Origin of the sequence: Acaryochloris sp. 'Moss Beach' (assembly GCF_021497025.1) — a bacterium.
Lineage (GTDB): Bacteria > Cyanobacteriota > Cyanobacteriia > Thermosynechococcales > Thermosynechococcaceae > Acaryochloris > Acaryochloris marina_A.
Map to the genome: position 1 here is coordinate 4,139,033 of NZ_CP071717.1, position 23,928 is coordinate 4,162,960.

23 protein-coding genes and 4 pseudogenes are annotated in these 23,928 nt (G+C 48.3%); 11 read left to right on the forward strand and 16 right to left on the reverse strand.

The window, feature by feature from the left end; translation table 11 throughout:
- Nucleotides 1-8: 8 nt before the first annotated feature.
- From rplB to cobO, 8 genes are all read right to left on the reverse strand, one after another.
- The gene (rplB, locus tag HRE53_RS19540) at nt 9-872 is read right to left on the reverse strand and encodes a 50S ribosomal protein L2 (RefSeq protein ID WP_212664915.1); all 864 of its coding nucleotides are present in this window, start codon (nt 870-872) and stop codon (nt 9-11) included.
- 38 nt (nt 873-910) lie between these two features.
- Entirely contained in the window at nt 911-1,213 is a 303-nt protein-coding gene (locus HRE53_RS19545; protein WP_212664916.1) for a 50S ribosomal protein L23, read from the reverse strand.
- Nucleotides 1,206-1,838 carry a 50S ribosomal protein L4 gene (gene rplD / locus HRE53_RS19550; protein ID WP_212664917.1) on the reverse strand — a complete coding sequence of 211 codons (633 nt, stop codon included), beginning with the start codon at nt 1,836-1,838 and terminating at the stop codon, nt 1,206-1,208. Before rplD ends, HRE53_RS19545 begins: the two co-directional genes overlap by 8 nt.
- A 40-nt stretch (nt 1,839-1,878) precedes the next feature.
- Nucleotides 1,879-2,517, reverse strand: a complete 639-nt coding sequence (gene rplC, locus HRE53_RS19555) for a 50S ribosomal protein L3 (RefSeq protein WP_212664918.1) — start codon at nt 2,515-2,517, stop codon at nt 1,879-1,881.
- Between the two features lie 385 nt (nt 2,518-2,902).
- Nucleotides 2,903-3,361 (reverse strand): YiiD C-terminal domain-containing protein, encoded by a 459-nt coding sequence (locus HRE53_RS19560; protein WP_235107624.1) that lies wholly within the window; start codon nt 3,359-3,361, stop codon nt 2,903-2,905.
- Nucleotides 3,362-3,443: 82 nt separating this feature from the next.
- Entirely contained in the window at nt 3,444-4,742 is a 1,299-nt protein-coding gene (locus tag HRE53_RS19565; protein ID WP_235107625.1) for an ABC transporter substrate-binding protein, read from the reverse strand.
- 24 nt (nt 4,743-4,766) lie between these two features.
- Complete coding sequence (locus tag HRE53_RS19570) at nt 4,767-5,291, reverse strand: DUF2085 domain-containing protein (protein ID WP_235107626.1); 525 nt, start codon at nt 5,289-5,291, stop codon at nt 4,767-4,769.
- 10 nt (nt 5,292-5,301) lie between these two features.
- On the reverse strand, nt 5,302-5,946 hold the full coding sequence (cobO, locus tag HRE53_RS19575) for a cob(I)yrinic acid a,c-diamide adenosyltransferase (protein WP_235107627.1): 645 nt from the start codon (nt 5,944-5,946) through the stop codon (nt 5,302-5,304).
- Nucleotides 5,947-6,338: 392 nt separating this feature from the next.
- Between cobO and HRE53_RS19580 the strand changes: the two genes are divergently transcribed.
- A complete protein-coding gene (locus HRE53_RS19580; RefSeq protein WP_235107628.1) occupies nt 6,339-6,515 on the forward strand; it encodes a hypothetical protein in 177 nt (58 codons plus the stop codon).
- Nucleotides 6,516-6,522: 7 nt separating this feature from the next.
- The gene (locus HRE53_RS19585; RefSeq protein ID WP_235107629.1) at nt 6,523-7,362 is read left to right on the forward strand and encodes a transposase; all 840 of its coding nucleotides are present in this window, start codon (nt 6,523-6,525) and stop codon (nt 7,360-7,362) included.
- Nucleotides 7,363-7,491: 129 nt separating this feature from the next.
- On the opposite strand, the gene HRE53_RS35225 is transcribed toward HRE53_RS19585, so the two are convergent.
- Complete coding sequence (locus HRE53_RS35225) at nt 7,492-8,316, reverse strand: pentapeptide repeat-containing protein (protein ID WP_396133457.1); 825 nt, start codon at nt 8,314-8,316, stop codon at nt 7,492-7,494.
- Between the two features lie 74 nt (nt 8,317-8,390).
- Here HRE53_RS35225 and HRE53_RS19590 point away from each other — a divergent pair.
- A pseudogene (locus HRE53_RS19590) lies at nt 8,391-9,447 on the forward strand (IS630 family transposase).
- On the opposite strand, the gene HRE53_RS19595 reads toward HRE53_RS19590, so the two are convergent.
- Together HRE53_RS19595 and HRE53_RS19600 are read right to left on the reverse strand one after the other, a co-directional pair.
- Nucleotides 9,444-9,713 carry a hypothetical protein gene (locus tag HRE53_RS19595; RefSeq protein ID WP_235107630.1) on the reverse strand — a complete coding sequence of 90 codons (270 nt, stop codon included), beginning with the start codon at nt 9,711-9,713 and terminating at the stop codon, nt 9,444-9,446. The pseudogene HRE53_RS19590 and the gene HRE53_RS19595 overlap by 4 nt on opposite strands.
- A 263-nt stretch (nt 9,714-9,976) precedes the next feature.
- Nucleotides 9,977-10,633 (reverse strand): hypothetical protein, encoded by a 657-nt coding sequence (locus tag HRE53_RS19600; RefSeq protein ID WP_235107631.1) that lies wholly within the window; start codon nt 10,631-10,633, stop codon nt 9,977-9,979.
- 389 nt (nt 10,634-11,022) lie between these two features.
- Here HRE53_RS19600 and HRE53_RS19605 point away from each other — a divergent pair.
- The 3 genes and pseudogenes from HRE53_RS19605 to cobJ form a co-directional block, all read left to right on the forward strand.
- Nucleotides 11,023-13,481: pseudogene (locus HRE53_RS19605) on the forward strand (COR domain-containing protein); the annotation flags it as partial.
- A 54-nt stretch (nt 13,482-13,535) separates the two neighbouring features.
- On the forward strand, nt 13,536-14,066 hold the full coding sequence (locus HRE53_RS35230) for a toll/interleukin-1 receptor domain-containing protein (RefSeq protein WP_396133458.1): 531 nt from the start codon (nt 13,536-13,538) through the stop codon (nt 14,064-14,066).
- Nucleotides 14,067-14,097: 31 nt separating this feature from the next.
- Nucleotides 14,098-15,944 (forward strand): annotated as a pseudogene (cobJ, locus tag HRE53_RS19620) (precorrin-3B C(17)-methyltransferase).
- 22 nt (nt 15,945-15,966) lie between these two features.
- Here cobJ and HRE53_RS19625 read toward each other — a convergent pair.
- Together HRE53_RS19625 and HRE53_RS19630 are read right to left on the reverse strand one after the other, a co-directional pair.
- On the reverse strand, nt 15,967-16,821 hold the full coding sequence (locus HRE53_RS19625) for a class I SAM-dependent methyltransferase (protein WP_235107635.1): 855 nt from the start codon (nt 16,819-16,821) through the stop codon (nt 15,967-15,969).
- Nucleotides 16,822-16,884: 63 nt separating this feature from the next.
- Entirely contained in the window at nt 16,885-17,637 is a 753-nt protein-coding gene (locus HRE53_RS19630) for a metallophosphoesterase (RefSeq protein ID WP_235107636.1), read from the reverse strand.
- Nucleotides 17,638-17,902: 265 nt separating this feature from the next.
- On the opposite strand from HRE53_RS19630, the gene proB reads away from it, so the two are divergent.
- Complete coding sequence (gene proB, locus HRE53_RS19635; protein ID WP_212664928.1) at nt 17,903-19,018, forward strand: glutamate 5-kinase; 1,116 nt, start codon at nt 17,903-17,905, stop codon at nt 19,016-19,018.
- A gap of 162 nt (nt 19,019-19,180) precedes the next feature.
- Nucleotides 19,181-20,002, forward strand: a complete 822-nt coding sequence (locus HRE53_RS19640; protein WP_235107637.1) for a CPBP family intramembrane glutamic endopeptidase — start codon at nt 19,181-19,183, stop codon at nt 20,000-20,002.
- On the opposite strand, the gene HRE53_RS19645 is transcribed toward HRE53_RS19640, so the two are convergent.
- Nucleotides 19,999-20,451, reverse strand: coding sequence for a VOC family protein (locus HRE53_RS19645; RefSeq protein ID WP_235107638.1), 453 nt, complete (start codon nt 20,449-20,451; stop codon nt 19,999-20,001). The two genes, HRE53_RS19640 and HRE53_RS19645, sit on opposite strands and share 4 nt — an antisense overlap.
- 20 nt (nt 20,452-20,471) lie before the next feature.
- Between HRE53_RS19645 and HRE53_RS19650 the strand changes: the two are divergent.
- A pseudogene (locus tag HRE53_RS19650) lies at nt 20,472-21,242 on the forward strand (TIGR00297 family protein).
- Between the two features lie 76 nt (nt 21,243-21,318).
- Nucleotides 21,319-21,873: a hypothetical protein gene (locus HRE53_RS19655; RefSeq protein ID WP_212664932.1), complete on the forward strand. Its 555-nt coding sequence runs from the start codon at nt 21,319-21,321 to the stop codon at nt 21,871-21,873.
- On the opposite strand, the gene rdgB is transcribed toward HRE53_RS19655, so the two are convergent.
- On the reverse strand, nt 21,870-22,445 hold the full coding sequence (gene rdgB, locus HRE53_RS19660) for an RdgB/HAM1 family non-canonical purine NTP pyrophosphatase (RefSeq protein ID WP_235107639.1): 576 nt from the start codon (nt 22,443-22,445) through the stop codon (nt 21,870-21,872). The two genes, HRE53_RS19655 and rdgB, sit on opposite strands and share 4 nt — an antisense overlap.
- Before the next feature lie 89 nt (nt 22,446-22,534).
- On the opposite strand from rdgB, the gene rnhA reads away from it, so the two are divergent.
- Nucleotides 22,535-23,311, forward strand: a complete 777-nt coding sequence (gene rnhA / locus HRE53_RS19665; RefSeq protein WP_212664934.1) for a ribonuclease HI — start codon at nt 22,535-22,537, stop codon at nt 23,309-23,311.
- Between the two features lie 73 nt (nt 23,312-23,384).
- On the opposite strand, the gene HRE53_RS19670 is transcribed toward rnhA, so the two are convergent.
- Nucleotides 23,385-23,804, reverse strand: a complete 420-nt coding sequence (locus tag HRE53_RS19670; RefSeq protein ID WP_212664935.1) for a CAAD domain-containing protein — start codon at nt 23,802-23,804, stop codon at nt 23,385-23,387.
- Nucleotides 23,805-23,928 lie beyond the last annotated feature (124 nt).

Consider the following 23,928-nt stretch of genomic DNA (forward strand, 5'->3'; position numbering starts at 1 on the left):
ACGGTAGATTAAGACTGGCGTCCACCCCGACTTCGCTTGGAAGAACGGCGACGACGACGGACAATCAGTTTGTTGCTCTGCTTCTTCTTTTTCCGGGTCTTATAGCCCAAGGTGGGTTTACCCCAAGGTGTTACAGGACCGCTGCGACCAATCGGTGCGCGTCCTTCACCCCCACCATGAGGGTGATCCACGGGGTTCATGACGGATCCTCTCACTTTCGGACGGCGAGCTTTCCAACGATTTCGACCGGCTTTACCGATAGTGATGTTGTTGGACTCGACGTTTCCGACTTGACCGATAGTTGCATAGCATCCTTTCTGGAAAAGACGAACTTCACCAGAAGGTAGCTTTAGGGTAACCATCTTCCCTTCTTTGGCAACCACTTGAGCCATAGCACCAGCAGCACGGACTAATTGGCCGCCTTTGCCGGGAAGTAGCTCAACATTGTGGACTTCTGTACCTAGGGGGATTCTCTCTAGGGGAAGGGCGTTGCCCACTTCAATGGGAGAATCGGGGCCAGCTACGATAGTGGTGCCGACCTGCATATTACGAGGATGGAGAATATAACGTTTTTCACCATCTTTGTAGTTGACCAAGGCAATGCGAGCATTGCGGTTGGGATCATATTCGACGGTGGCGATGGTGCCGGGGACTCCTAGCTTGTTGCGATAGAAGTCGATGATCCGATAGCGACGCTTGTGACCGCCCCCTCGTCGCCGACTGGTAATGACTCCTCGGTTGTTGCGACCTTTGGCTCGATGCTTGGATTTGACCAAGGACTTCTCGGGCCGATCACGGGTGATCTCAGCGAAATCAGAACTCGTTTTTTGGCGAGTTCCAGCGGTATAAGGTCTGTAATAGCGGATGCCCATTGCTATATCACTTCAAGAAAGACGTCAGAGAGTGGCACTTAAACTTCTGGGAACAGGTTAATGGTGAATTCCGGTGCAAGGGTGACGATGGCTCGCTTGTATTGAGCTTTGTGACCCATGAATTTGCCGACACGCTTCTTTTTGGCTGGCATATTGCTGGTGGAAATACCTGTTACTTTGACTTCAAACAGCTCTTCAATCGCAGCTCTGATTTGAGGTTTGGTCGCTCTGGGATCGACCTCAAATACATACTGGTTGTTTTCCAGAAGTAAGGTGGCTTTTTCAGTAACGATAGGCCGCCGGATTAAGTCGGCCAAACTGGTGGGTTTTACCTTAGTCACTGTAAACCTCCTGAATTTTTGCGATCGCAGATTGGGTTACCACAATCTGATCTGCTGCGAGCAAATCGTAGACATTTAAGTTGCTAGCTAGGATTAGCTTCAGCTTTTCTACATTGCGGGCAGAAAGATAGATAGTGTCATGCTTGTCTGCCAGAATCAGCAGCGTTTTAGAGCCAGCAGCTACACCCCAGCGACCCATTGCTTCTAGCAAGTCTTTAGTTTTGGGCCGAGAGAGGTTATCACCGAAATCTTCTACTACAACCAAGTCTTCTGTTCGGCTAGTAAAGGCTGTTCTCAAGGCTAACCGTCGCTCTTTGCGGTTCATCTTGGTGGAATAGCTTCGAGGCTTAGGGCCAAAGATAACACCACCACCTCGCCAGAGGGGAGAACGACTCGAACCGGCACGGGCACGACCTGTACCTTTTTGTCGCCAGGGCTTACGTCCACCCCCGCGAACTTCAGCACGGGTTTTACTGGAGGCGGTTCCCTGGCGGGCATTGTTCATTTGACGACGGAGGGCGCGGTGAACGATATGGGCCGCATTTTCTTCGTTGGCAACTTTCAGATCAAGTTCTGCTTGACCTGCGTCCTCTCCTTGCCAATTTCTTACTACACAATTAACCATGTTCTTTCTCTTTAGGCGTCTTTAGGCATTCGGCACAAAACTAGCTTTTGCCAACAATGGTTGCAGGCTGAATGTTGAGTAAAGCACCGGGCTTGCCGGGAACTGAACCCTTGATCAACAAAACGTTGCGCTCAGCATCTACTCGCACAACGGTCAATTTACGAATGGTCTTTTTGACGTTCCCCATTTGTCCGGCCATTCGCTTGCCGGGATAGATGCGACCTGGGGTAGTACCTGCACCGGTTGAACCTGGGGCGCGATGGTTTTTAGAACCGTGACCCATGGGGCCTCGTCTGAAATTGTGGCGTTTTTGGTAGCCGGCGAAACCACGGCCAATACTGGTGCCGGAGACATCAACCAGCTGACCTTCGGAAAAACGGTCCGCGGAAATATTTTGACCTAGTTCAAATTCGCTAACATCGGCCAACCGATATTCATGAAGATGACGCTGAGGGGTTGAATCTGATTTCTTGAGGTGACCCAATTCAGGGCGCGTTAATGCTTTTTCGGTAGTGCTGCCATAGCCAATTTGAATGGCTGTGTAGCCATCCGTTTGGGCTGTTTTGATCTGGGTGACCGGACAAGGACCCGCCTGGACGACGGTGACTGGAATCGCACGACCCGCTTCATCAAAAACCTGGGTCATTCCCAGCTTTGTTCCTAAAATACCGACAGACACAGTGAGCAGACTCCCTTACCTAAACACAATAGGGAAACCCCTATAAAACAAAAAAACTGACCCCAGGCCGCCATGAAGACGCAATATTGCCGAAACTCTAAGCCAGGAAGACATTAGAGTTAACGCCAATCTGAGGAGCAAGTTAATTGTAGAAACAACAGAAGCGTAAATTTGCTTCTCGGTCTTACGGACTTGGGTTATTTTTGGAACCCAGTATCCTGCACAAGCACCGATTAATCATCATAGACTACGAATGAGTTCGTGTCTACATAAATTTTGATGAGTGGCTGAAATGCTTAGTGTTTCGCTTTCTCTTTATACCTTGAATGGAGTTATAAGCATAGAGGCCGACCTGACATCTGCTTGAGGGTGATCCTTCCTATGGCTATGAAGTTGAATGAATATCTAGAGCGACGTAGTTACCTAAAAATGTGCCGACTAATTGCTCCTCTGCATAGACTTCGACCGCTAGTTTGATGCGACTTTTGCCTTTTCTTTGCAGGATTTTGAGGAATCGCTGCCAGGTCTCTGCTGAGGGGGGTGAGCATCGTGCCTCAAAGTCACTGGTGACAGGCTGAAGATATTTCACGCTGTTATCTTGAATGACGATTCTGTAGGGTTTTGATAAGGGTTGAAGCTGAGTATGGACGAAGGTCCATGCTGCCAAAATCGCTAGGGTTGAGATACTGCCACCGAAACCGGTTTGGCGATGATTAATATTTGGCTGCAGAGGAACTGATAAGACGACGGATGGATGTAGGGCACTAACGGTCACTGCCATTGCTGCCGAAATCGGAATATGTTCGCGGAGATATTGTTCTACTGTTTTACAGTCTGAAATCACGATGGTTTAGATGGAGGCTATCGTCTCAGTCTATTGTGATCTGTTTGGGCTTTGTGGTCTTGAACTGTGGGGCATCTGGGAATTAGGGAGCTAGTAATTGCCGAGTCTCGCGGGCGGCAGCAGCCATCGCAGCCTGGGGGCTGAGTTGCTGGGTAAATGCTGCATTGAGATACCGTTGCAGGATATCGGAGGCCTGATCATATTGGGCAATGGCAGGGCGCAATACAGTCTGTTCCTGAATTTCTCGGAGCAGGGCGAAATGGGGATATTGAGCCAAAATATCTGGATCGGAATAGAGGGATTTGAGGGTGGGTAGATATCCAAACTGGTGGACCACCTGCCGTTGAGCGGTTTCGCTAGAGAAAAACTGAATCACTTGCCAGGCTTCTTCAGGATGGGGACTGGTGGTGGAAATCCCCCATCCCCAACCGCCTTGGCAGGCGCGTGCCAATTGTCCAGATTGAGATATCAGGGGATGAATACCTACTTTGCCTTGAACTGGTGAGGTGGGGGCGTTGATGAGAGACCAGGCATAGGGCCAGTTGCGCATGAATACCGCTTGACCATTTTGAAATAGACGGCGGTTTTCTTCTTCTTGATAGCTGACCGTTCCGGGTGGTGAGAGGCCCTGTTTGAGGGTGTTGACGAGGAAGTCTAGGGCTGCGATCGCATCTTCCGTATCCAACCCCACTGCCAAAGTCTCAGGATCAATCCAATACCCACCAAACCCTGACAAAACCTCTAGGAACATGGCCGTTGTGCCTTCGGTTTGTTTCCCCGGCCATAAATAGCCCCAAGGAGTCCCCTGAGCTTGCAGAGCTTGGGAAATCTGGATTAAATCAGTAAAGGTGTCAGGGGGAGCGTAGCCATACTGATCGAGCAAGTCTTGGCGATAATACAACGCCCCCACATCCGCTCGGACAGCAGGGTAGCGATAGAGTTTATTTTGAAATTTGCCACCTGCCCAGGCACCTGGCAAAAACTGGGCTTCTTGTTCGGGAGTGACTCTTGGTGATAGATCTTGCAACCAACCCGCAGCAGCAAACTTAGCCACCCAGGTGATATCCATATAGACCAAGTCGTAGGGGGCATTCCCCAACAAAAAGGCCGAAACGTAGAGGTCTTCGACAATATTGGAGGTGCTGGGGCCTTCAATGACCTCAATGCGAATATCAGGGTGTTGGGCTTCGAATTCAGCGATCAGGGGTTTCCAGATGGGGACTTCGAAGGCAGCCACCAAAAAACTGATCGTCACTGGCTCTGCCCTAGCGAGGGAGAGGCTAGAGACATTCAATAGCAAGGCACATAAAACAATGCCCAAGCACCTACCGATTTGTCTGAGCAGGGTTGGGGATTGAGGAGAGTCATTCTTTCCCCACATAGCCAGCAGGCGGAGAATTGGCTATTAAGTCCGAGGAGTGCGGTGGAGGGGCGGCATGATATAGGCCCCAAGTCCTAGGCCAGAAACTAAGCCAAAAATTGTGACGATAAAGTTGTTGTATTCCCACCAACCCCAAGATTGGGCATAGAGTTCAAAAGGATAGACTAAACAGAGGCCAATGGTGAGGATGAGGCCGGGTAAACCGTAGCGATTGAGCCAATAAGAGGCTTGACCTTGATTCACCGAGAACAGATAGCGCATTGTCACTAGCCCCATCAAGGTGCCGAAACAGCGCATACAAACAGCCATTAGGAAGGGCGGCATGAAGGCTAATCCCATCTCCGGTTGAGGGCAGACATGATCGCCCATAAAGTAGATGATGCTGGCAATCTGGGGCAGAATGGGCAATCCGGTTGAGGCCAGAAAGGGAGCGGCCAGTGGGCCAGACACTAATCCCACCAAAATGACGTCAGCAATGATGCTGCGCCAGGGACGAGGTTGTTTGACGAACTCCACTGTTGGGGTGGGCCGTACCACTGTCTGTACCATTCAGATTCTCCTAAAATTCAATACCAGCTTGGGCTTTCACGCCTTGTTCGCGGAAAGGATGTTTGACCAAGGTCATCTCTGTGACTAAGTCGGCCTGGTCAATTAATTCTTGGGGTGCTCCTCTTCCGGTGAGGATGACGTGGGTGTCGGCAGGCTTAGCTTCCAACCCGGCAACCACTGTGGCTACATCTAAGTAGCCATGTTTGAGGGCAATGTTGACTTCGTCCAACAGAACGAGGCGATAGTCAGGATTTTGAATATAGCTTAAGGCTTGTTCCCAGGCGGCTTTGGCTTTGGCGGTATCGCGCTCGCGATCTTGGGTTTCCCAAGTAAATCCTTCGCCCATGGCATGAAACACGAGCTGATCGGGCCAATTGCCTAAGACGGCTTTCTCGGCCGGTTCCCAAGCCCCTTTGATGAACTGAACAATGGCAACTTTATACCCATGCCCCAGGGATCGCATGACCATGCCTAAGGCGGCGGTGGTTTTACCTTTGCCATTTCCTGTATGGACAATGACCAATCCTTTTTCTAGCGATCGCTCGGCAACGCGCTGATCCTGCACCTGTTTGCGGCGCTGCATTTTCTGCTGATGCTTCTCTGCAGTGAGTTGTGAGTCAGTTGAGGGTGAGGTGGAAGAGGCCGATTGAGTCATAGGAGTATCGGTAACAATGACTGGGCTCTTTAAATAGTAATGGTTTCCGGAAGATGCGATCACCTATATGTTTGAATTATCTAATATTCACTCTCTTCAACAATTACGACTACAGCTTCACAGAGTATTGTCGAGCTGATTGCCTGACAGAAGTAGGTCAAAGCCTTTATTTACATAGTTTATGAGAAAAGAGTGGAGAGACATGTGAGGCTAGATTTAATCACAAATCAGCGTTATTCAAATGTCAGGCCCCACCCAAATTTATCGTCAACTGTTTTCCTTTTTACGTCAACACAGCCATTATCGAGATTTACGCCATCTCATTGCTCTGGGCTGGATGGTAAGCGCCTTAATCTGTAGTGAACGCTTAAGCTTATCTGCCTGGGAATCCTATGTTCCCTGCCGAGCCAGAAAAAGCCCAAAGTGTCGAGCGTCGGTGGCAACGATTTATAGCCAATCAACGCATTGATATTAACAAGCTATATGTACCTCTAGTCCTGCTAGCCCTTAAGAACTGGCAATCTCATCGTCTATACCTGGCAATGGATACAACGGTGTTATGGGAATGAATATTGCATGATTCATCTATCCGTCGTCTGCTGTGGCAGAGCAGTACCATTGTTGTGGAAAGTATTAGAGCACAAGAGTGCAGCTGTCGCTTTTGAGGAATATCAACCGCTATTGCGCCAGGCCCGTTGGTTATTGCGGCAGCATCCAGATGTCATGGTGTTAGCAGATCGTGGGTTTGCGAACCATCAACTGATGAGCTGGTTACAACAGAGCCATTGGCATTACTGTCTGCGTGTCCCTTGTGATGTCCTTCTCCATGGTCCACGTCAATGTCCAAGAGAAGTCCGACAATTGTGGCCATCCAAAGGCGAAGCCCTCCTCTACCGCAATGTGGGGCTTTGGGAAGACGGCATCTATCGGTGCAATCTGGTGTTGGCTAATATCCGAGGAGTGAAAGAACCATGGGCGGTGATTACAGATGAATCACCCACGCTACAGACCTTGTGGCAATACGCTTTGAGGTTTCGGGTCGAAGAATTATTTCTCGATAGTAAGTCTGGAGTGTTTGAGCTAGAAGAGTCGAAAATTCGCTGTGCTGATGCATTAGAGAGGCTTTATCTGGTTGCTGCTGTGGCACTGCTATTCAGCACGACTCAAGGAATGGCTGTTCACATTAAAGGGCTGCGCCAACAGGTTGACCCACATTGGCGACGAGGCATTAGTTATCTCAAAATTGGATTACGGTGGCTCAAGGGAGTCGTCCATAAAGGACGGGAGTTGTTGATGCCAGTCCCCTTGCTCTGCCATGATCCACAACCGTGTTTTGCGTCTAAAAAAGCTCAAAAGAAACACTACAACAAAATCTGGTTCTCTCGCATCCGCTCTTTACAGTGCAAGGCTTTATGAGCAGGGGAAGGCGAAGATCTGTCAGGCAGTCAGATTGTCGAGTTGCTGTCAATTGAGATGAAAGCTGGGGCTGAAGGCTTAGTTAACAGTAGTTGCGAGTGGTCTAATGGAGAGCTGATCTCGAAAATTCTAATTCCACTTCTGCAATTGTTGTTCTTTGACAAACTTTTCTGCCTCTTCTAGCTTTTTAAAGCTGGATGGATTGTTCTTATACAGAGCAGCAGCTACCTTGTTACAGTCTCTATTGATGTCGATATTGATTCCTTTTGGGAGTGGCGAATTGCAAATCAATGGATGTATCTTTCCTTCCAATTGATTGGGATGTACTATTCCCTCTAACTGCGCTTGAGTAAGATTTTTGGTCTTTCGAAAATCGGTACTTAACAGAATAGCTCTGCGAAGATCAGCACCCCGCAGATCGGCATGTTCAAGTTTGACACCAATCAGAGTGGCTTGGTAGAGGTCAACGTTGTCGAGATGAGCACCGCTAAGATTTGTCTTGGTGAGGTTGGCTTTAAAAAGGTAGGCATTTCGAAAGGCTACATCACTGAAATCTGCACCCGTTAGGTCGGCTTTACTCAGATTGGCACTACTGAGGATGGTGTTGTGGAAATTAGCGTTCCTGAGGTTTGTTTTGAAGAGATTGGCGTTGTGAAGGTTAGCCCTGTGTAGATTGGCATTGCTCAGGTTAGCTTGCTTGAACTGGGCTAAGTGCAGGTAAGCACTGCTTAAGTCGGCATGGTTTAGGTTAGTGTGACTGAGATTAGTGAAATAGAGCTTGGCAAAGCCCAGATCAGCATTTTGGAGATTAGCACTACTGAGATCAGCGTCACTAAGGTCAGTGAAACGAAGGTTTATCGTGCTAAGTTTGGCCTGTATTAAGGACGTTTCAACTAAAGAGCGACAATTACCAAATAGCCGCTCTGACAGATAGGTTGGCAGCTTATACTGCAGACGACTTGTGACTTAACATAGTAGCGGAGAGATTTGGCACACTGGGAGTATCCCCCACCTACTCTCTTACTTGCATGATTAAAATTGATTTCACCGCAGAGGAAATCCAACACCTCAACTACGAACGCTATCATCATCCTCACCCACGGGTGCAGCGACGGATGGAAGTGCTCTACTTGAAAAGTCAGGGTCTTCCCCATGCCCAGATTTGTCAGCTTTGTCAGATTAGTCGTCCGACCTTAGCTAAAACCCTTCGTCAGTATCAACAAGGCGGAATTGAAGGACTGAAGACCCTGGAATACAAAGGTCAACCTAGTTCACTCAATGCTCATAGCGATAGTGTGAGAGCCTACTTTGAGCACCACCCGCCCCGCACCAGTGCAGAAGCCCAAGCAGTCATTGAACAATTGACAGGCATTAAGCGTTCTCCAACCCAGATCAAAGCCTTCCTCAAGCGCATTGGTTGTCGCTATCGAAAAGTGGGGTATGTGCCGGGAAAGTCGAGTCTGCCCGAGAAAATTGAGGAGCAAGAGCAGTTTCGACAAACTCGCCTTGAACCCTTATTAGAGGAAGCTCAACGCCAAGAGCGTCTTGTCTTTTTTGTGGATGCTGCTCATTTTGTTCACCGGGCTTATCTGGGGGTTTCTCTGGTGCCTTCGTCGGATCTTCATCCCGTCTCCTTCTGGCCGTCAACGATTCAATGTTCTGGGTGCACTCAACGCTGTCACCAAAGAAGTCACCAGTATCACCAACCACACCTACATCAACTCTCATAGCATGTGTCTGTTGCTAGCCAAGCTGGCACTACTCGACCCAGTCATACCCATCAGCGTCATTTTAGACAATGCCCGATATCAAAAATGCCAGCTGGTGACTGACTTTGCTGAGATCGTCGATATTGAGTTAGTCTATTTGCCCTCCTATTCACCCCATTTGAATTTGATTGAGCGGCTTTGGCGCTTTGTGCGCAAGGAATGTCTCTACTCGAAGTATTATGCCGATTTTCACTCTTTCAAAGGGGCCATTCAACATTGCATTGATCAATGCAATGGAGAGCACAAGGCGAAACTAACAAGCCTTCTATCACTCAAGTTTCAGTCTTTTAAAGAAGTTAATATCTTAGCCGTCTAGAGTATATGCTCTTGTTGAGCACTACATCCTTGAACCAGATTTTCAACAGCCTGCCTTTTTTGATGAGAAGCGCTACTCTTCAGACTTGCAAAGTCTCTTTCAACACTTTTTTCTCGAAGAATCAACTCAATGATGATCAGCAAAATTAATGCTGGAATAATTTTCCAGACACCTATCTTTTTTTGATGTTTGAGCTTTTTATGATTGGATGCCTGATCGTTCCTGTGCATGAAAGTAACCTTTTGCTCTACCTCTGACTTGCCCAAGTTGATCGCACTGACAATATCTTGACTCCATAGTGCTTAATATCGTTGATCAAGCTGGAGTATATGCACGATTGGTGTTGAGGAATATAATCTTCCTTTTTGGCAATGACGGCTGCCAGATATTGAGTACCTACATGCATGGCATTTGGATAGGGTAAAACCGCTGACCCCAAACTTCACGTAGAAAGAGATTAATGAAACCGTCTTGAGGTATCGTTCACCACCGCTAGTTATGAGATGGGGGTGAGTAATCGTGTCATCCCTTAACGGAATGCATAGTTAATCAGGTTGATGCCAAGCCCAAGGGCAAAAACGCCTGCAACAAGAGCAAGAGAGGATTCTAAAATCACTCTGCTTATGGGTTTGTCTGTGACAATGGCATCCTCCAGTAAGGGCAGCCGATTATTATGCTTCTGACGACCCAAGACTCGGATCGCATCCCCGTTGCGAATGACCTTTTCTCTCAAAATTAGGGTTCGACGGGTACCTGTTAGTTTGTGCTTTAGAGTGATTTCTTGTTCGGATAGTAAAGATAAGGACCGGGTTTCAGTAAATTCATTCCATAAGTCTTGGCGATCTTCAAAATGAATATGATCGAGATCTAATTCGCTGGGTTTGATCTGTACTTGCCCTCTGGGCGTTTGCACACTCAGATTCCACTGACCCTGAGATTGCTGATGAAGAAAGGCATAGGAAGTGCTCCCCTTGTGACTATTTCGTGGCTCTAGGATAAAAAATTCATAGGCAATACAAGGCATTTGGCTGAGGGGTGTTGTTTGCACTTCATTTGGATGGGTTGCGCAGGCTTTGCCTTTGGCAATCATCCGCCCCTTACGCCGAGGATGGTAGTTGGGTGCAAAGACGGTAAGCTGTAAACCTCGGAATCCGATATAACAAGCACCAACGCCTATCAATGCCACAAAAAGCCCCAATAGTAGATGGAAGGCGAAATTTAGAAAGGCTATAAGCATCGGATGGTTGGCTACTTAAGAAATTGTTTCTTTGTACCAAAAGTGCCCATTTGGTCACAAATAGAACAAAATATTTTCGCCAATGATCATCAAAACAGTAGCGTTGGCCTAGATTTATGATGAGTTTAGTTCTCATGAATCTGATATTTACAGGACTTGCAGAGTGGATACCAGAGTATTTTTCAGTGTTTTACCGCGATGCTGCTCTTGCCAGATTAAAGCAAGCTATATGTGAGAAAATGCCTTAAATTATGCTGCTAAAGTACAGTGAAATTAGACTCATCAAGAGTTTACTATCTCTATAATTTTTATTCTTTGCATCCTAAAGACTTTAGCTGATGACGCAAGAAGAACTACTGAAAATCATCGAGAATGCTGCTTCTAAAAAACTTACAGAGCTTGATCTTTCGGGTAATGGACTAACAACTTTACCACCAGAAATTGGCAAGCTGACTCAGCTAAAAAGTCTCATTTTAGGAAAGTGGGACGCTAAGGAATTAAGATGGCTTGGAAATTCCCTGAGCGAGCTGCCCGCGGAGATTGTCCAACTCACCAACCTCCAACAGCTCTACCTCAGCGAAAATTCCCTGAGCGAGCTGCCCGCGGAGATTGTCCAACTCACCAACCTCCAACAGCTCTACCTCAGCGAAAATTCCCTGAGCGAGCTGCCCGCGGAGATTGTCCAACTCACCAACCTCCAACAGCTCTACCTCAGCGAAAATTCCCTGAGCGAGCTGCCCGCGGAGATTGTCCAACTCACCAACCTCCAACAGCTCTACCTCAGCGAAAATTCCCTGAGCGAGCTGCCCGCGGAGATTGTCCAACTCACCAACCTCCAACAGCTCTACCTCAGCGAAAATTCCCTGAGCGAGCTGCCCGCGGAGATTGTCCAACTCACCAACCTCCAACAGCTCTACCTCCGCTCCAATTCCCTGAGCGAGCTGCCCGCGGAGATTGTCCAACTCACCAACCTCCAACAGCTCTACCTCCGCTACAATTCCCTGAGCGAGCTGCCCGCAGAGATTGGACAACTCACCAACCTCCAACAGCTCGACCTCAGCTATAATTCCCTGAGCGAGCTGCCCGCGGAGATTGGACAACTCACCAACCTCCAACAGCTCGACCTCAGCTCCAATTCCCTGAGCGAGCTGCCCGCGGAGATTGGACAACTCACCAACCTCCAAGAACTTGATTTAGAAAAGAATCAACTCACGAGCTTGCCTGACGAAATAGATAAACTAGCCCAATTATCAAAGGTAGATCTTCGTGGTAATTCCTTGCCAATTCCACCCGAAATTTTGGGAACTTGGGATGAGCCAAATGAACCAACTCAAATTTTTGCTTTTTATCGCTCGCTGAAAATCGCGCAGACTGTTCGACTTTACGAGGCCAAATTATTGATCATTGGTGAACCAGGGGCGGGAAAAACAACCTTAGCTAAAAAGATTGAGGATCAGAACTATCAACTTCAACCCAATGAAGAATCTACAGAAGGAATTGAGGTTATCCAGTGGCGTTTCCCCCTAAACAACGGCACAACCTTTCAAATCAATATTTGGGACTTTGGAGGACAAGAAATTTATCATGCCACTCATCAATTTTTTTTAACCAAACGCTCTTTGTATGCGCTAGTAGCAGACAGTCGTAGGGAAGACACCGATTTCAATTATTGGCTGAATGTAGTGGAATTGCAAAGCGACAACAGCCCGCTCTTGATTATCAAAAATGAGAAACAAGACCGAAAACGAGAGATCAATGAGCGACAACTTCGCGGAGAGTTTACTAATCTCAAAGAGACTTTAGCCACAAACTTAGAAACACAGCGTGGATTGCCTGAAGTTCTGTCTAAGATTAAAAAATATATCAGTGACTTACCCCACGTTGGCACCCCACTGCCAAAAACATGGGTCCAGGTTCGTCAAGCTCTGGAGAAGGACATTCGCAACCATATTCCTTTGAGTGAATACCTCACACTATGCAAAAAGAATGGGTTTACTGAGCTTGAAGATAAACTGCAACTGAGCGAATATCTACACGACTTAGGGGTCTGCCTACATTTTCAAAAAGATGCCTTACTGAAAAAGACCGTCATTCTCAAGCCAACCTGGGGTACGGATGCCGTCTACAAAGTCTTAGATAATTCGCAAGTAGTCAGCAATTTAGGTCACTTTTCTAGCCAAGACCTAGTCAATATTTGGCAAGAAGAAAAATATGCCACCATGCGGGACGAGTTGCTACAACTCATGAGAAATTTCAAGCTCTGCTATGAAATCCCTAATTGTCCTGGTTCATATATAGCTCCCCAACTGCTTAGCCCTGATCAACCGGACTATGACTGGGACTCTAGTCACAACCTGATGTTGCGTTATGAGTACGAATTTATGCCCAAAGGCATTCTCACCCTTTTATTGTCGAGATGCATGATTGGATTGATTGCCAAAACTGCGTTTGGAAAAGTGGGGTGATCTTAAATCAAGACCAGCAGAACCAAACTAAAGCGGAAGTTATTGAAACCTATCGTGCTCATAAAGGAAATATTAGTATCCGTGTATCTGGGAAGCGAAAAAAAGAGTTACTGACGATAATTTGTCATGAACTAGAAAAAATTCAAAATTCATATGAGCGACTGAAATATGGTCAGCTTATTCCTTGCAATTGCGAAGCATGTAACAGTAGTCAAACACCATATTTCTACAGGTTTGAAATCCTACGGAGATTTCTAGAAGATCGGCAAACCACGATCCAATGCCAAACTAGTTACCAAATGGTTAATGTGCGCAGTCTCATTGATGATGTCATGGATGAGGCTGCACAGCAAACCGGTAAGCATGGCAAAGAATCTTCAAACAAAATGGACCTTAAAAAGCTGGATACTGCCACCCAACCTTCAGCATCACCTCGTGCTTTGATCAGTTACAGCCATGACTCTAAAGGGCATTCAAAACAAGTTCTAGACCTTGCCAATCAATTACGCGCTGATGGTATAGATTGCCGAATAGACCAGTACATCAGCAATCCCTCCGAAGGTTGGCCTCTATGGATGGATAAACAAGTCGAAGAATCAGACTTTGTATTGATTGTGTTTACAGAACGGTACACTGAACGTTCACAACAAGGACGTAAGTCAGGCGTTCGTTTTGAAAGCGTCCTTATGCTCCAAGAACTTTATGAAGCAGGAATGATTAACGACAAATTTATCCCTATTGTGTTTGAGCAGAAAAACTCCCAGCATATTCACAAATGGCTTAAGCCCTATAGTTATTACGTACTAGAAAGTACAGCAGGATATGAATCTCTCCGCCGCAGGTTGATGGATGATCCTGCTGTTGAAATGCCAGCACTCGGCCCCCCCCCCACCAAGAAGGGGCCTATCCAACCTTAAATTCTCATCACTTTTACTAGGAATTTCCCTCTTGAGTCCAAGCCTCTTTCAAACCTTCCAGCCCTTAGCCACCCTCGCCACCACCCCCCCAACGCCGTCCACACCCTCCACCCCCTCTGCCAACAAACCGGAGCCACCCTCTGGGTCCCCGCCACCCTCGCCCACCTACCTAACACCCAAGCCTACACAGGCCCCCCTCAAAGACCATCTCCAAGCCTTGTGGAATGACCATCAGGGCTTAATATTCTGCCTCGCCACCGGCGCTGTCGTCCGCCTGATCGCTCCTCTCCTATCTGATAAATCCCAAGATCCTGCCGTCGTCGTCCTCGATGAACCCGGCCAGTTTGTAATCAGCTTGTGCAGTGGTCACCTCGGCAGAGCCGACCAACTCACCCAGCTCCTCGCCCAACAAATTGGAGCCACCCCCCCCCCATCCTCACCGGGGCCAGCAACGCCGCAAATCTGCCCAGCATCGATACCCTCGGTGTACCCTTCGGCTGGCAACGAAGTGCAGGAGACTGGAATGCCGTTGCCGGAGCCATTGCCCGTGGCGAGACCATCACCGTTCATCAAGCCGCTGGCTCCGAACTGTGGCAAGCCCATTTACCCCCATCTCACACCTATAAATTCGTTAGCGATACCGAATCTCCCCAAATTTGGATCAGCCCCAAAGCTCCATCTGCAGACGAAGCCACCGTTCAATGGCATCCTCGTGTCCTCTGGGTAGGGATGGGCTGTGAGCGGGGCACTTCCCGACAGCTTATGGAGCAAGCCCTACGCCAAGTCTGTGAACAATATCAACTCGCTGGGGAAGCGATTGCCGGGATTGCCACCCTAGATCTGAAAGCCGATGAAGTTGGATTAATCGAACTCTGTCAACAGGCTAACTGGCCTCTGCAATGCTTTTCCCCTGAAGACTTACAGAGTATTTCAGTCCCTACTCCTTCTGATGTCGTTAAGACCGAAGTAGGGACACCCAGCGTTGCTGAAGCTGCTGCCCTCAAGGCTGCTCAGCAAGATACTCTCCTAGTCACGAAGCAAATCTTTAAAGACCCGGCACAACCCGGAGCGGTCACCGTTGCTATTGCCCAGGCTGAGCAAGAATATACTGGGCGTACAGGGCAACTTTTACTAGTGGGAACAGGGCCTGGTGCACTGGAACAAATGACTCCTGCGGCCAAAACTGCCATTACCCAAGCAGATGTAGTGATTGGTTATACCCTCTATGTGGACTTGGTGCGATCGCAGTTTCGTCCTGGCCAAATCATCGAACCGTCCCCTATTACCCAAGAACGCCAACGCGCCCAACGAGCCATCGATCTAGCCCAGTGGGGGCTGACGGTAGCAGTGATTTCTTCTGGTGATGCGGGCATCTATGGTATGGCCGGTTTAGTGATGGAAGCATTGCAGCAGAACGATTGGGATGGACAGACCCCTAACGTCCAGATTTTTCCTGGTATTTCTGCTTTGCAAGCGGCTGCATCTCAAGTCGGTACGCCCCTGATGCATGATTTTTGTGCCATTAGCCTGAGTGATTTACTGACGCCTTGGCCCGTGATTGAGAAGCGACTAGAGGCTGCTGCTGCTGCTGATTTTGTGATGGCGTTGTACAATCCGCGATCGCAAAAGCGTATCGAACACTTAATCAAGGCCCAGCAGATCTGTTTGAAACATCGAGATCCGCAAACGCCTGTAGCCGTCGTGCGATCGGTATATCGTCCAGACCAAACGACTCATCTCGGAACGCTGGCTGAGCTTGATACTTTGCCCGTAGATATGCTCAGTACCGTGATCATTGGCAATGCCACCACTCGGTTTCACCAGGATTGGATGATTACCCCTAGAGGCTATTTTCAGGAATCTAACCCATCGCCATAGCACGATCAGACTGGTACATCCCCTAGATGGCTGATGGTTTTTGCCACGATAAAATCATGTACCGCAGTAAGCCCAAACGACTGGTTCCTTCGAGCAGTAGCGTCTGTGCGATCGCAGGTAACAAATCCGGCGAAATCTCGATAGCCAAAGGAAGCCGTTGAAAGAATCCATAAGTAGGCAAAGTATTTTGAGTAATGTCTCTAGACTGCATCACCCCAAAGCCAACTTGCTCAGACAGCGACCGATATTTTTGGAGAGTGTAGGTGATATCAAACGATCCATAAAAACTGGGCAAGACAGGAGTCGACTGCCAGAAAAAAGCGGGCCATCCTTCCATTTCAAATGGTGCAAAATCAGAAATCGCTAACCAACCGCCCGGTTTAAGCACACGAAATGCTTCCTGCAGAAACTGCTTGCGATCAGAAAAATGAAAAATACATTCAACCGCTAACACCGCATCTACTGAGTCATCTGCAAAGGGCAACGCACAAGCATCTCCTTGGGTAAACTCAATGGTGTTTGCTGGCCGAGTGGTAACCGTCTCTTGGGCATAGGCAAGCTGGCGTTTATCCAGATTCAGCCCCAACAAGCTGACATTCGTAAAATGCTCATTCAAGCTGGCTAAGGTTCCCCCTACTCCACAACCCACATCCAAAATGGTTTGCTGGTCTTGAGCCTGAGCCGCAGAATAAATTTCAACACTCATTTGCTCCGCTGCAGCCCCATAATCCTTGGCCGTATAGGTAGCCTGGTTTGGATTGGCCCAATAGCCCCAATGGACATGGCGACCAAAGGCTTGCTCAAAAATAGCGTCGCCCTGATCGAGTTGTTTCAGAATCAGATCAAAATAGGGAAGCGTCAGTGCTGAATTAGCCATAGGTTCAATCCATTGTAGAGAGCAAGATTGCTGCGGGTGATCTAAAACCATCTCTGATGACGGTCAAATCTCAATCACGAGATCTGGGATAAAACGCTCATTGGGTTCATCAGGATAGCCTCTGGGATTGCAAATTACCCGCGTGTTGCCGATGGCATAGTCATATGCTGAATGGACATGGCCATGAACCCATACCGCTGCGTGGGAGTTGGCAACAAACGGATCTAGATGCGATGCATAGGCCGCGCTCAACATATCCTCTTGGTAGTGATAGGGAATTGAACGTTTGCTGGGGGCATGGTGGGTCACAATCACAACTTTGCTCTGCATCGTTTTGAGCTGTTTCACCTCTTCAGATAACCAGCTCAAGGATTTTTGATGAATGATTGCCGTATCAACGGATCGCAGCTTGCGATAGTCCGGGCTCACACGAATTTTACGGTAGTCCGTCATGGTCTGAGTTGCCTCGTAGCCTGCGATTTTGGGTTCACCAAACAATTTAAAGTTTGTCCATAAAGTACACCCCAGAAATGTCATGCCATTGATGACTAAGCGATCGTTTTCCAAAAGGTGGATATTCGTATCTTCGACCAATTTCTTGAGATCATGGATGTGTTTTGGAAATGCCCTGCCGTAGTACTCATGATTACCAAGCACATAAATAACGGGCTGATCAGGGAATCTAGTTTTTATCCACTCAATGCTTTTTTTACCCACATGAATATCCCCCGCCAGAATGACTACATCTGCATCTGTGGGTGGAGGAGCGAAATCCTCAAACTCAATATGTAAATCACTCAGGATGTGGGCTTTCATCCAACCACCCTAACTTAGGAGTCAACCGAAACGAAGCGACAAGATTAAGTGAGTTTAGTCGATCTATCATGTTTGATCTGCTAGCTACTAGCCTTGAGATATCCAGTACCACTATGGGACGAGCAAATGGATATGTCCTCAATTTCTTCATTCGCTCTTTGCCTCGGAGCAATGTTAGAAATGACGTAAGTAAGGCATGATACCTATATTCTTTTAACCTAGGTATCTGTGGGTCTAGTCTTCCCCAAAAAATATCAGAGACTATATGTCGAAAATCTTAGTTCTTAAAATTGGCACTTCCAGCTTAACCAACCCAGACACTGGGCATTTGGCTTTAGCGACCATTGCATCCCTCGTGGAAGTCCTCAGCCAACTGCGGCAAGCGGGCAACCAAGTGATTCTCGTATCCTCTGGAGCCGTCGGGATTGGCTGCGCACGGTTAGGGTTAGCAGAACGGCCCAAAGTCGTTGCCCTCAAGCAGGCTGTCGCTGCAGTCGGTCAAGGGCGATTGATGCGCATCTACGATGATTTTTTCACTAGTTTGCAACAGCCCATTGCCCAGGTCCTGCTGACCCGTGGAGACTTAGCGGATCGCAGTCGGTATATCAACGCCTCCAATACCTTGCAAGAGCTGCTCAAATTAGGTGTGATACCGATTGTGAACGAGAACGATACGGTGGCTGTGGATGAGTTGCTTCGGTTTGGAGATAACGATACCCTATCCGCCCTAGTGGCAGGATTAGTTCAGGCAGACTGGCTCTTTATTCTCACAGATGTAGATCGCCTCTATTCGGCTGATCCACGTACCCAGCCGGATGCCCAGCCCATTGTCACCGTCGAGCGGATGGAGGAATTGACTGCGCTAAATGTCAATGCTGGCGCTCAGGGATCTCAGTGGGGGACGGGAGGCATGGCTACCAAAATTTCCGCAGCTGCGATCGCAACTAATGCGGGTGTTCGTACCGTCATTACCCAAGGCAAAACCCCTGAGAATATTCCCCGGATTCTGGCTGGCGAATCGCTTGGCACCCAATTTCAACCTCATCCACGGCCCCATAATGCCCGTAAACATTGGATTGCCCATGCCCTTGTCCCGACAGGTACACTGATTTTGGACGATGGAGCAGCGAAGGCAATTACAAAGCTGGGTAAATCCTTGCTAGCGGCGGGTATTACGGCGGTTGAAGGAGAGTTTCAAAGCCAAGAAGCGGTTTGTTTCCATGATTCTGCGGGCATAGAAATTGCACGAGGCTTGGTCAACTATAGTAGTGATGAGCTGCAGCGCATTCAGGGGCGTCAATCAGAAGATATTCCCCAGGTACTTGGATATGCTGGAGCAGAAACCGTCGTCCATCGCGATAATCTGGTTATTACAGGATAATTAGTCCCATATTTATGACTTTATATTCAAAAATATCTTCAATATTTAAGCAGCAGGTCCAGTACATCCTGTGAGTATTGAACTTCGGACTATCTTTTTTGGTCGACGCCCCCCGTAGGCTGCGAGCAGGCTGGCGAATTCTTACCCAGAATGGGCTAGAGCTTGTTTTATATATCTTTCTCCACTTTATTTTTTTTTCGAAATGTCTCTGATGCCACTCAACAGGCCTTTATCTTTGACAAGCTGCTATTCGTCGCCGCAACTACCCTCTCCATTTTCCTAGCCCGTCGCTACCTCGATCGACACTCCTTCGACTCCATCGGCTTAGAAGTGAATGTTTGGATGTTGTGGGATTTACTGTTTGGGTTCTTGCTCGCTGGGGTATTGATGGCAGGTATTTATACGGTTGAATACCAAGCTGGATGGCTGAAATTCATTGGCTATCGATGGCAACAAGACTCGATGGGGACTGTTGTATCCGAGACCTTGGCAGGTTTATTAGTCCTAGGGCTATGCCCCTCTTGGCAAGAGGAATTAACCTATCGTGGCTATTATCTCCAAAATATCAAGGAAGGGTTCAATTTGGCCTTAGCCATTGTTGTAACTTCAATTTTCTTTGCCGCTCGCCACATCGGTAATGCCAATGCCGGGGCCCTCTCCACTATTATTATTTTTCTAGCTGGCCTTTGGCTGGCCTTTGCCTGGCTCGTGACCCAGCAACTATGGTTACCCCTCGGCATTCATGCGGGTTGGAACTTCTTTGAAGGCGTTGTGTTTGGTTTTCCCGTCAGCGGATTCACTAGCTTTCATTGGATTGACCATAGGGTAACCGGCCCGGTTTGGATTACGGGAGGGGCGTTTGGTCCGGAAGCCGGTGTAGTTAGTATTGTGGCGATTATTATCGGGGTTGCAGCGGTATTTGGCTGGAGTCGATGGCGACGTTATCTTGCCCAACGCATTCAAACTCAAAGTGCCAAAACCTAAGGCATATCTCCAATCTGTTTGAACTCATGGCCGCCGAAAATCACGTCTGAATTGCGGTAATGCTTGAACTCCAACAAGTTGTGAAACGGATCTTCTAGGAAAACAGTGAAATGCTCTAGAGCCTGATCTGGAAAGCGTAATCGTGGCGGTTGGTAAAAACTTAGCTGATGTTTTTCCGCTCGATCCACTAGTTCTTGCCACGCTGATTCCTGAGAGAAGACCAGTCCAAAATGTCTAGGATAGATACCTTTTTGGGGTTCTAGCAGTTGGTGAGTGACATGGGCCACTAACTGATGGCCATAGAGGCTCATGATCAGAGACTGGGGACTTTCTCGACCCAACTCACATCCTAAACCTTGCTGATAAAAGGCTTTTGTCTCTGGGATATTCGTGACAGGAAAAGCGAGGTGGAATAGGATGAAGTCAGTGGTGGGCGGTTGTGTGTCCATAGGTTAAATATTTCCCAAAAATGACTTTTATTGATGCCATTGGAGAGTTGAATCCCTGGCTACTCGCAGCCTTGTTAAATACAGGGTTGGGATTAGTGGGCTGGAAACTCGTCTCCAAACTTTTAACGCCTGCAGGGCTAGTCCATGCCTGGATTTTAGGGGTGATTGTCTGGGGTGTTTTGGGCTGGACGGGATATGGTGTCGTTCTATTCTACTTTTTGGCTGGATCAGCAGTCACCAAAGTCGGCATGGCGGAAAAAGAAGCCGCTGGTATCGCTGAGAAGCGCTCTGGGGCTAGGGGGGCCTGAAAATGTTTGGGGGGTCTGCTGCTAGCTCTACCCTCTGTGCCCTAGCCACTTTAGTGTTCCCGCAATACCAACCTTTGTTTTGCTTGGGCTATGTAAGTGGTTTCAGTACCAAACTGTCTGATACCACTGCCAGTGAAATTGGCAAAGCCTATGGCAATCGTACTTTTCTGATTACGACATTGCGGCCCGTACCTCGGGGGGACTGAAGGGGCTGTCAGTTTAGAGGGGACGGTGGCTGGCATGGCGGCTTCGGTGGTGATTGCTCTCTTGGCCTGGGCAGTGGGCTTAATCTCTGGGGTCGGGGTGGTCTGGTGTGTGATTGCAGCTTTTATTGCCACCAATTTGGAAAGCGTGATTGGAGCCACGGTGCAATCCCAGTTCAATTGGCTCACCAATGAAGTGGTGAATGGGATTAATACGTTGATTGGGGCTACCGCTGCAATGGTGATGGCTCTAGCTTGGACAGGACTGGTAGGACGTTAAGGCATTCCTCCGGATGGATGTGCGGAGGGAGAAAATGCGATAGGATAACTCATCAATATACGGAGGCCAAAAAAGGATGGCTTCGAAATCTGGAATCGTACCCATGGTGCTAGCTGCAGTTGTAGGTGGTTCAGGGGCGCTATTGTTAACGCAGCTGTACTTCAGCATTTGGATTGAACCGTCAGTCACAGCTGAGAAAGCGCCGCCGGTGTTGGAAGTGAAACCGACGGTTCCAGATGCGATGGCTAAAGGCCGACCGAAGGTGATCGCCAAAAAAGAACCGCCTCCTTCCATTGACCCCCGTACCGATGTCCTGCGCATTAGTAATCAAACCCAATTCCCCATTCGCATCGTACTGCGCAGCCACCTCGATCCCAACCATCCCAGTCCTCCTGAAACACCGCACTTTAAAGAGCCTGTCCATTGGGACTTTGCCCCCCAAGAAGGGAGTATTGGCGGCCTCAAAGTCTCCTTGCCCTCTGGCCCTATGCAGCTTTACCAAGGCGATATCCTGATGGCCTTTGCCCTAGATGGATCGCAAAAATACTGGGGGCCTTATGTGGTGGGGGACACCCCGCAGCCCACCCTCACACAGACGGATGCCGAGTGGCATTTAGTCATTTCACCTTAGACCTCCAGGGCCAATAGTTGAGGCATCAGGGCCTTGATGGCTTCCCCTCGATGGCTGATCTGGCGTTTGGCGGCTGCCGATAGTTCGGCAAAGGTTTGCTGCTGAGACGGAACATAGAAAATGGGATCATAGCCAAAGCCTCCCTCTCCCTGAGGGGCTTGCAGGATTTCTCCTGGACAAATCCCTTTCGCTTGGCAGGCGACGCTACCATCTGGTCGGGCTAACGCGATCACACAGACAAATTGAGCACTGCGATCGGCCTTCCCCTGGAGTTCTGTCAGCAGACGCTGAATCCGATCTGTATCCGTTTTGCCGTATCGAGCCGAGTAAAGGCCGGGTGCTCCATCCAGAGCCATAACTTCTAAGCCTGAATCATCAGCAATGGCCCATTGCCCTAGGTGTTGAGCCACCTGGGTTGCTTTAAGAATGGCATTTTCCCTAAAGGTGGTGCCCGTTTCTTCAATCTCCAGATCCGGGGGCATCAGCTGCAGGTCCCAGGGCAAATCGGCTAGGTGCTGCTGCATTTCTTTTAATTTGCCGGGGTTTTGGGTGGCCACAATTAAAGGGGGCATGCTGTTTCCTCTATGAATAATCAATTCCGTTTTCGTTGCGACCAATCAGCATAGGATAGGAGCGACGATTGCTGTAATGATGACTGACCATGCCTGCTTTTTCTGACATTGAAAGTATCTATACCGATGGCGCTTGTTCGGGGAATCCCGGACCAGGTGGATGGGGCAGTGTCATCTACTTCAAAGATGGATCCTGCCATGAAATTGGTGGATTTTCTCCCCAAACGACGAATAATCGGATGGAATTGCAGGCTGCGATCGCAATCTTAGAATTGTTGCAAGACAAACCATTACCCAAGACCATTCCCCTCTATACTGACAGCGAGTACGTTAAAAACGGCATTACTAAGTGGTTGTCGGGATGGAAACGCAAAGGTTGGAAAACGGCTAAAGGTAAAGATGTTCTGAATCAAGATTTGTGGCAACAGCTCGATCAACTCAATGACGCTTCCATAGACTGGCGGTATATCCGCGCTCATGCAGGCCATGAAGGTAACGAACGCTGTGACCAGATCGCCCGTTCCTTCTCCCAACGTCAAACTCCTGATCTTCACCAATCCAACCCTACGACTGCCATGCCTGAATCTTCCGAATCAAATCAACATCCGCCCGAGCACTCAGACCATCCGGTCAGTGAATCAAGAGTGTCTCATCTGCAAGATTTAGTTGAGACCTTAGAAATTGCCGATCATATTGCTAAAGAAGGTTACTTGATTAGCAGCTCTGAGCTAGCTGACCTGATGGCAGTGCATGCAAATGCAGTGACCAGTCGAGGAGATGAATGGGTGTGGCGCAACTGGCTAATCTCCCGTGTGCGCCGGGAAGGTAACCAAATCCTGTGGCAGTTGGAGCGTATCAACTCCTAGCATTGGCTCCAAAAAACAAGTGAGGCTGCAATTAATTGCAGCCTCACTAAGTCATAAAATCTGGGGAGTTGTGTTAGCGAGACCCACCTGTAACTTTATCTTTGAGCTGACGATAGTCGTCTACTAATTTCTGCCGTTTCTCAGCATAGGTTAAGTAATTCCAGGCAAACCAAGCGGAATAGCCTAAGCCAATCAGCTCTAAGAGTGGCGCAACAAAAGGAATTGAATTGAGAACGTCTAAAACTCCATTTGCAACCGCTGCCGCAATCGCTGCAGCAGAAATGACTAAGAACAGATTTAGAGGTTTCTTATAAATGGAATAGGTTTCTCCCACCTGTTTGGGGAAAGTATCCACAAAGTCTCTTAACTGCTTGCCAATCTCATTAACGTCAATCGTAGTGGAGTCGTCCGCAGAAAGAGGAGACAAGCTTCCAGAAGTTTCGGTGCTTACATCCAAGTTGGCAGTCGTCTTTGTTTCCTGGTCAGCATCCATGGTGTTTTTAAGGGAATAACAACTTCAAAATAATTTATCGGGCAGAAATAAAACTATATCTCAAGATCATCTGCTTAATCAGGGTTAAGCCTACCATGACCCTATACGCATCACTGATCGATTG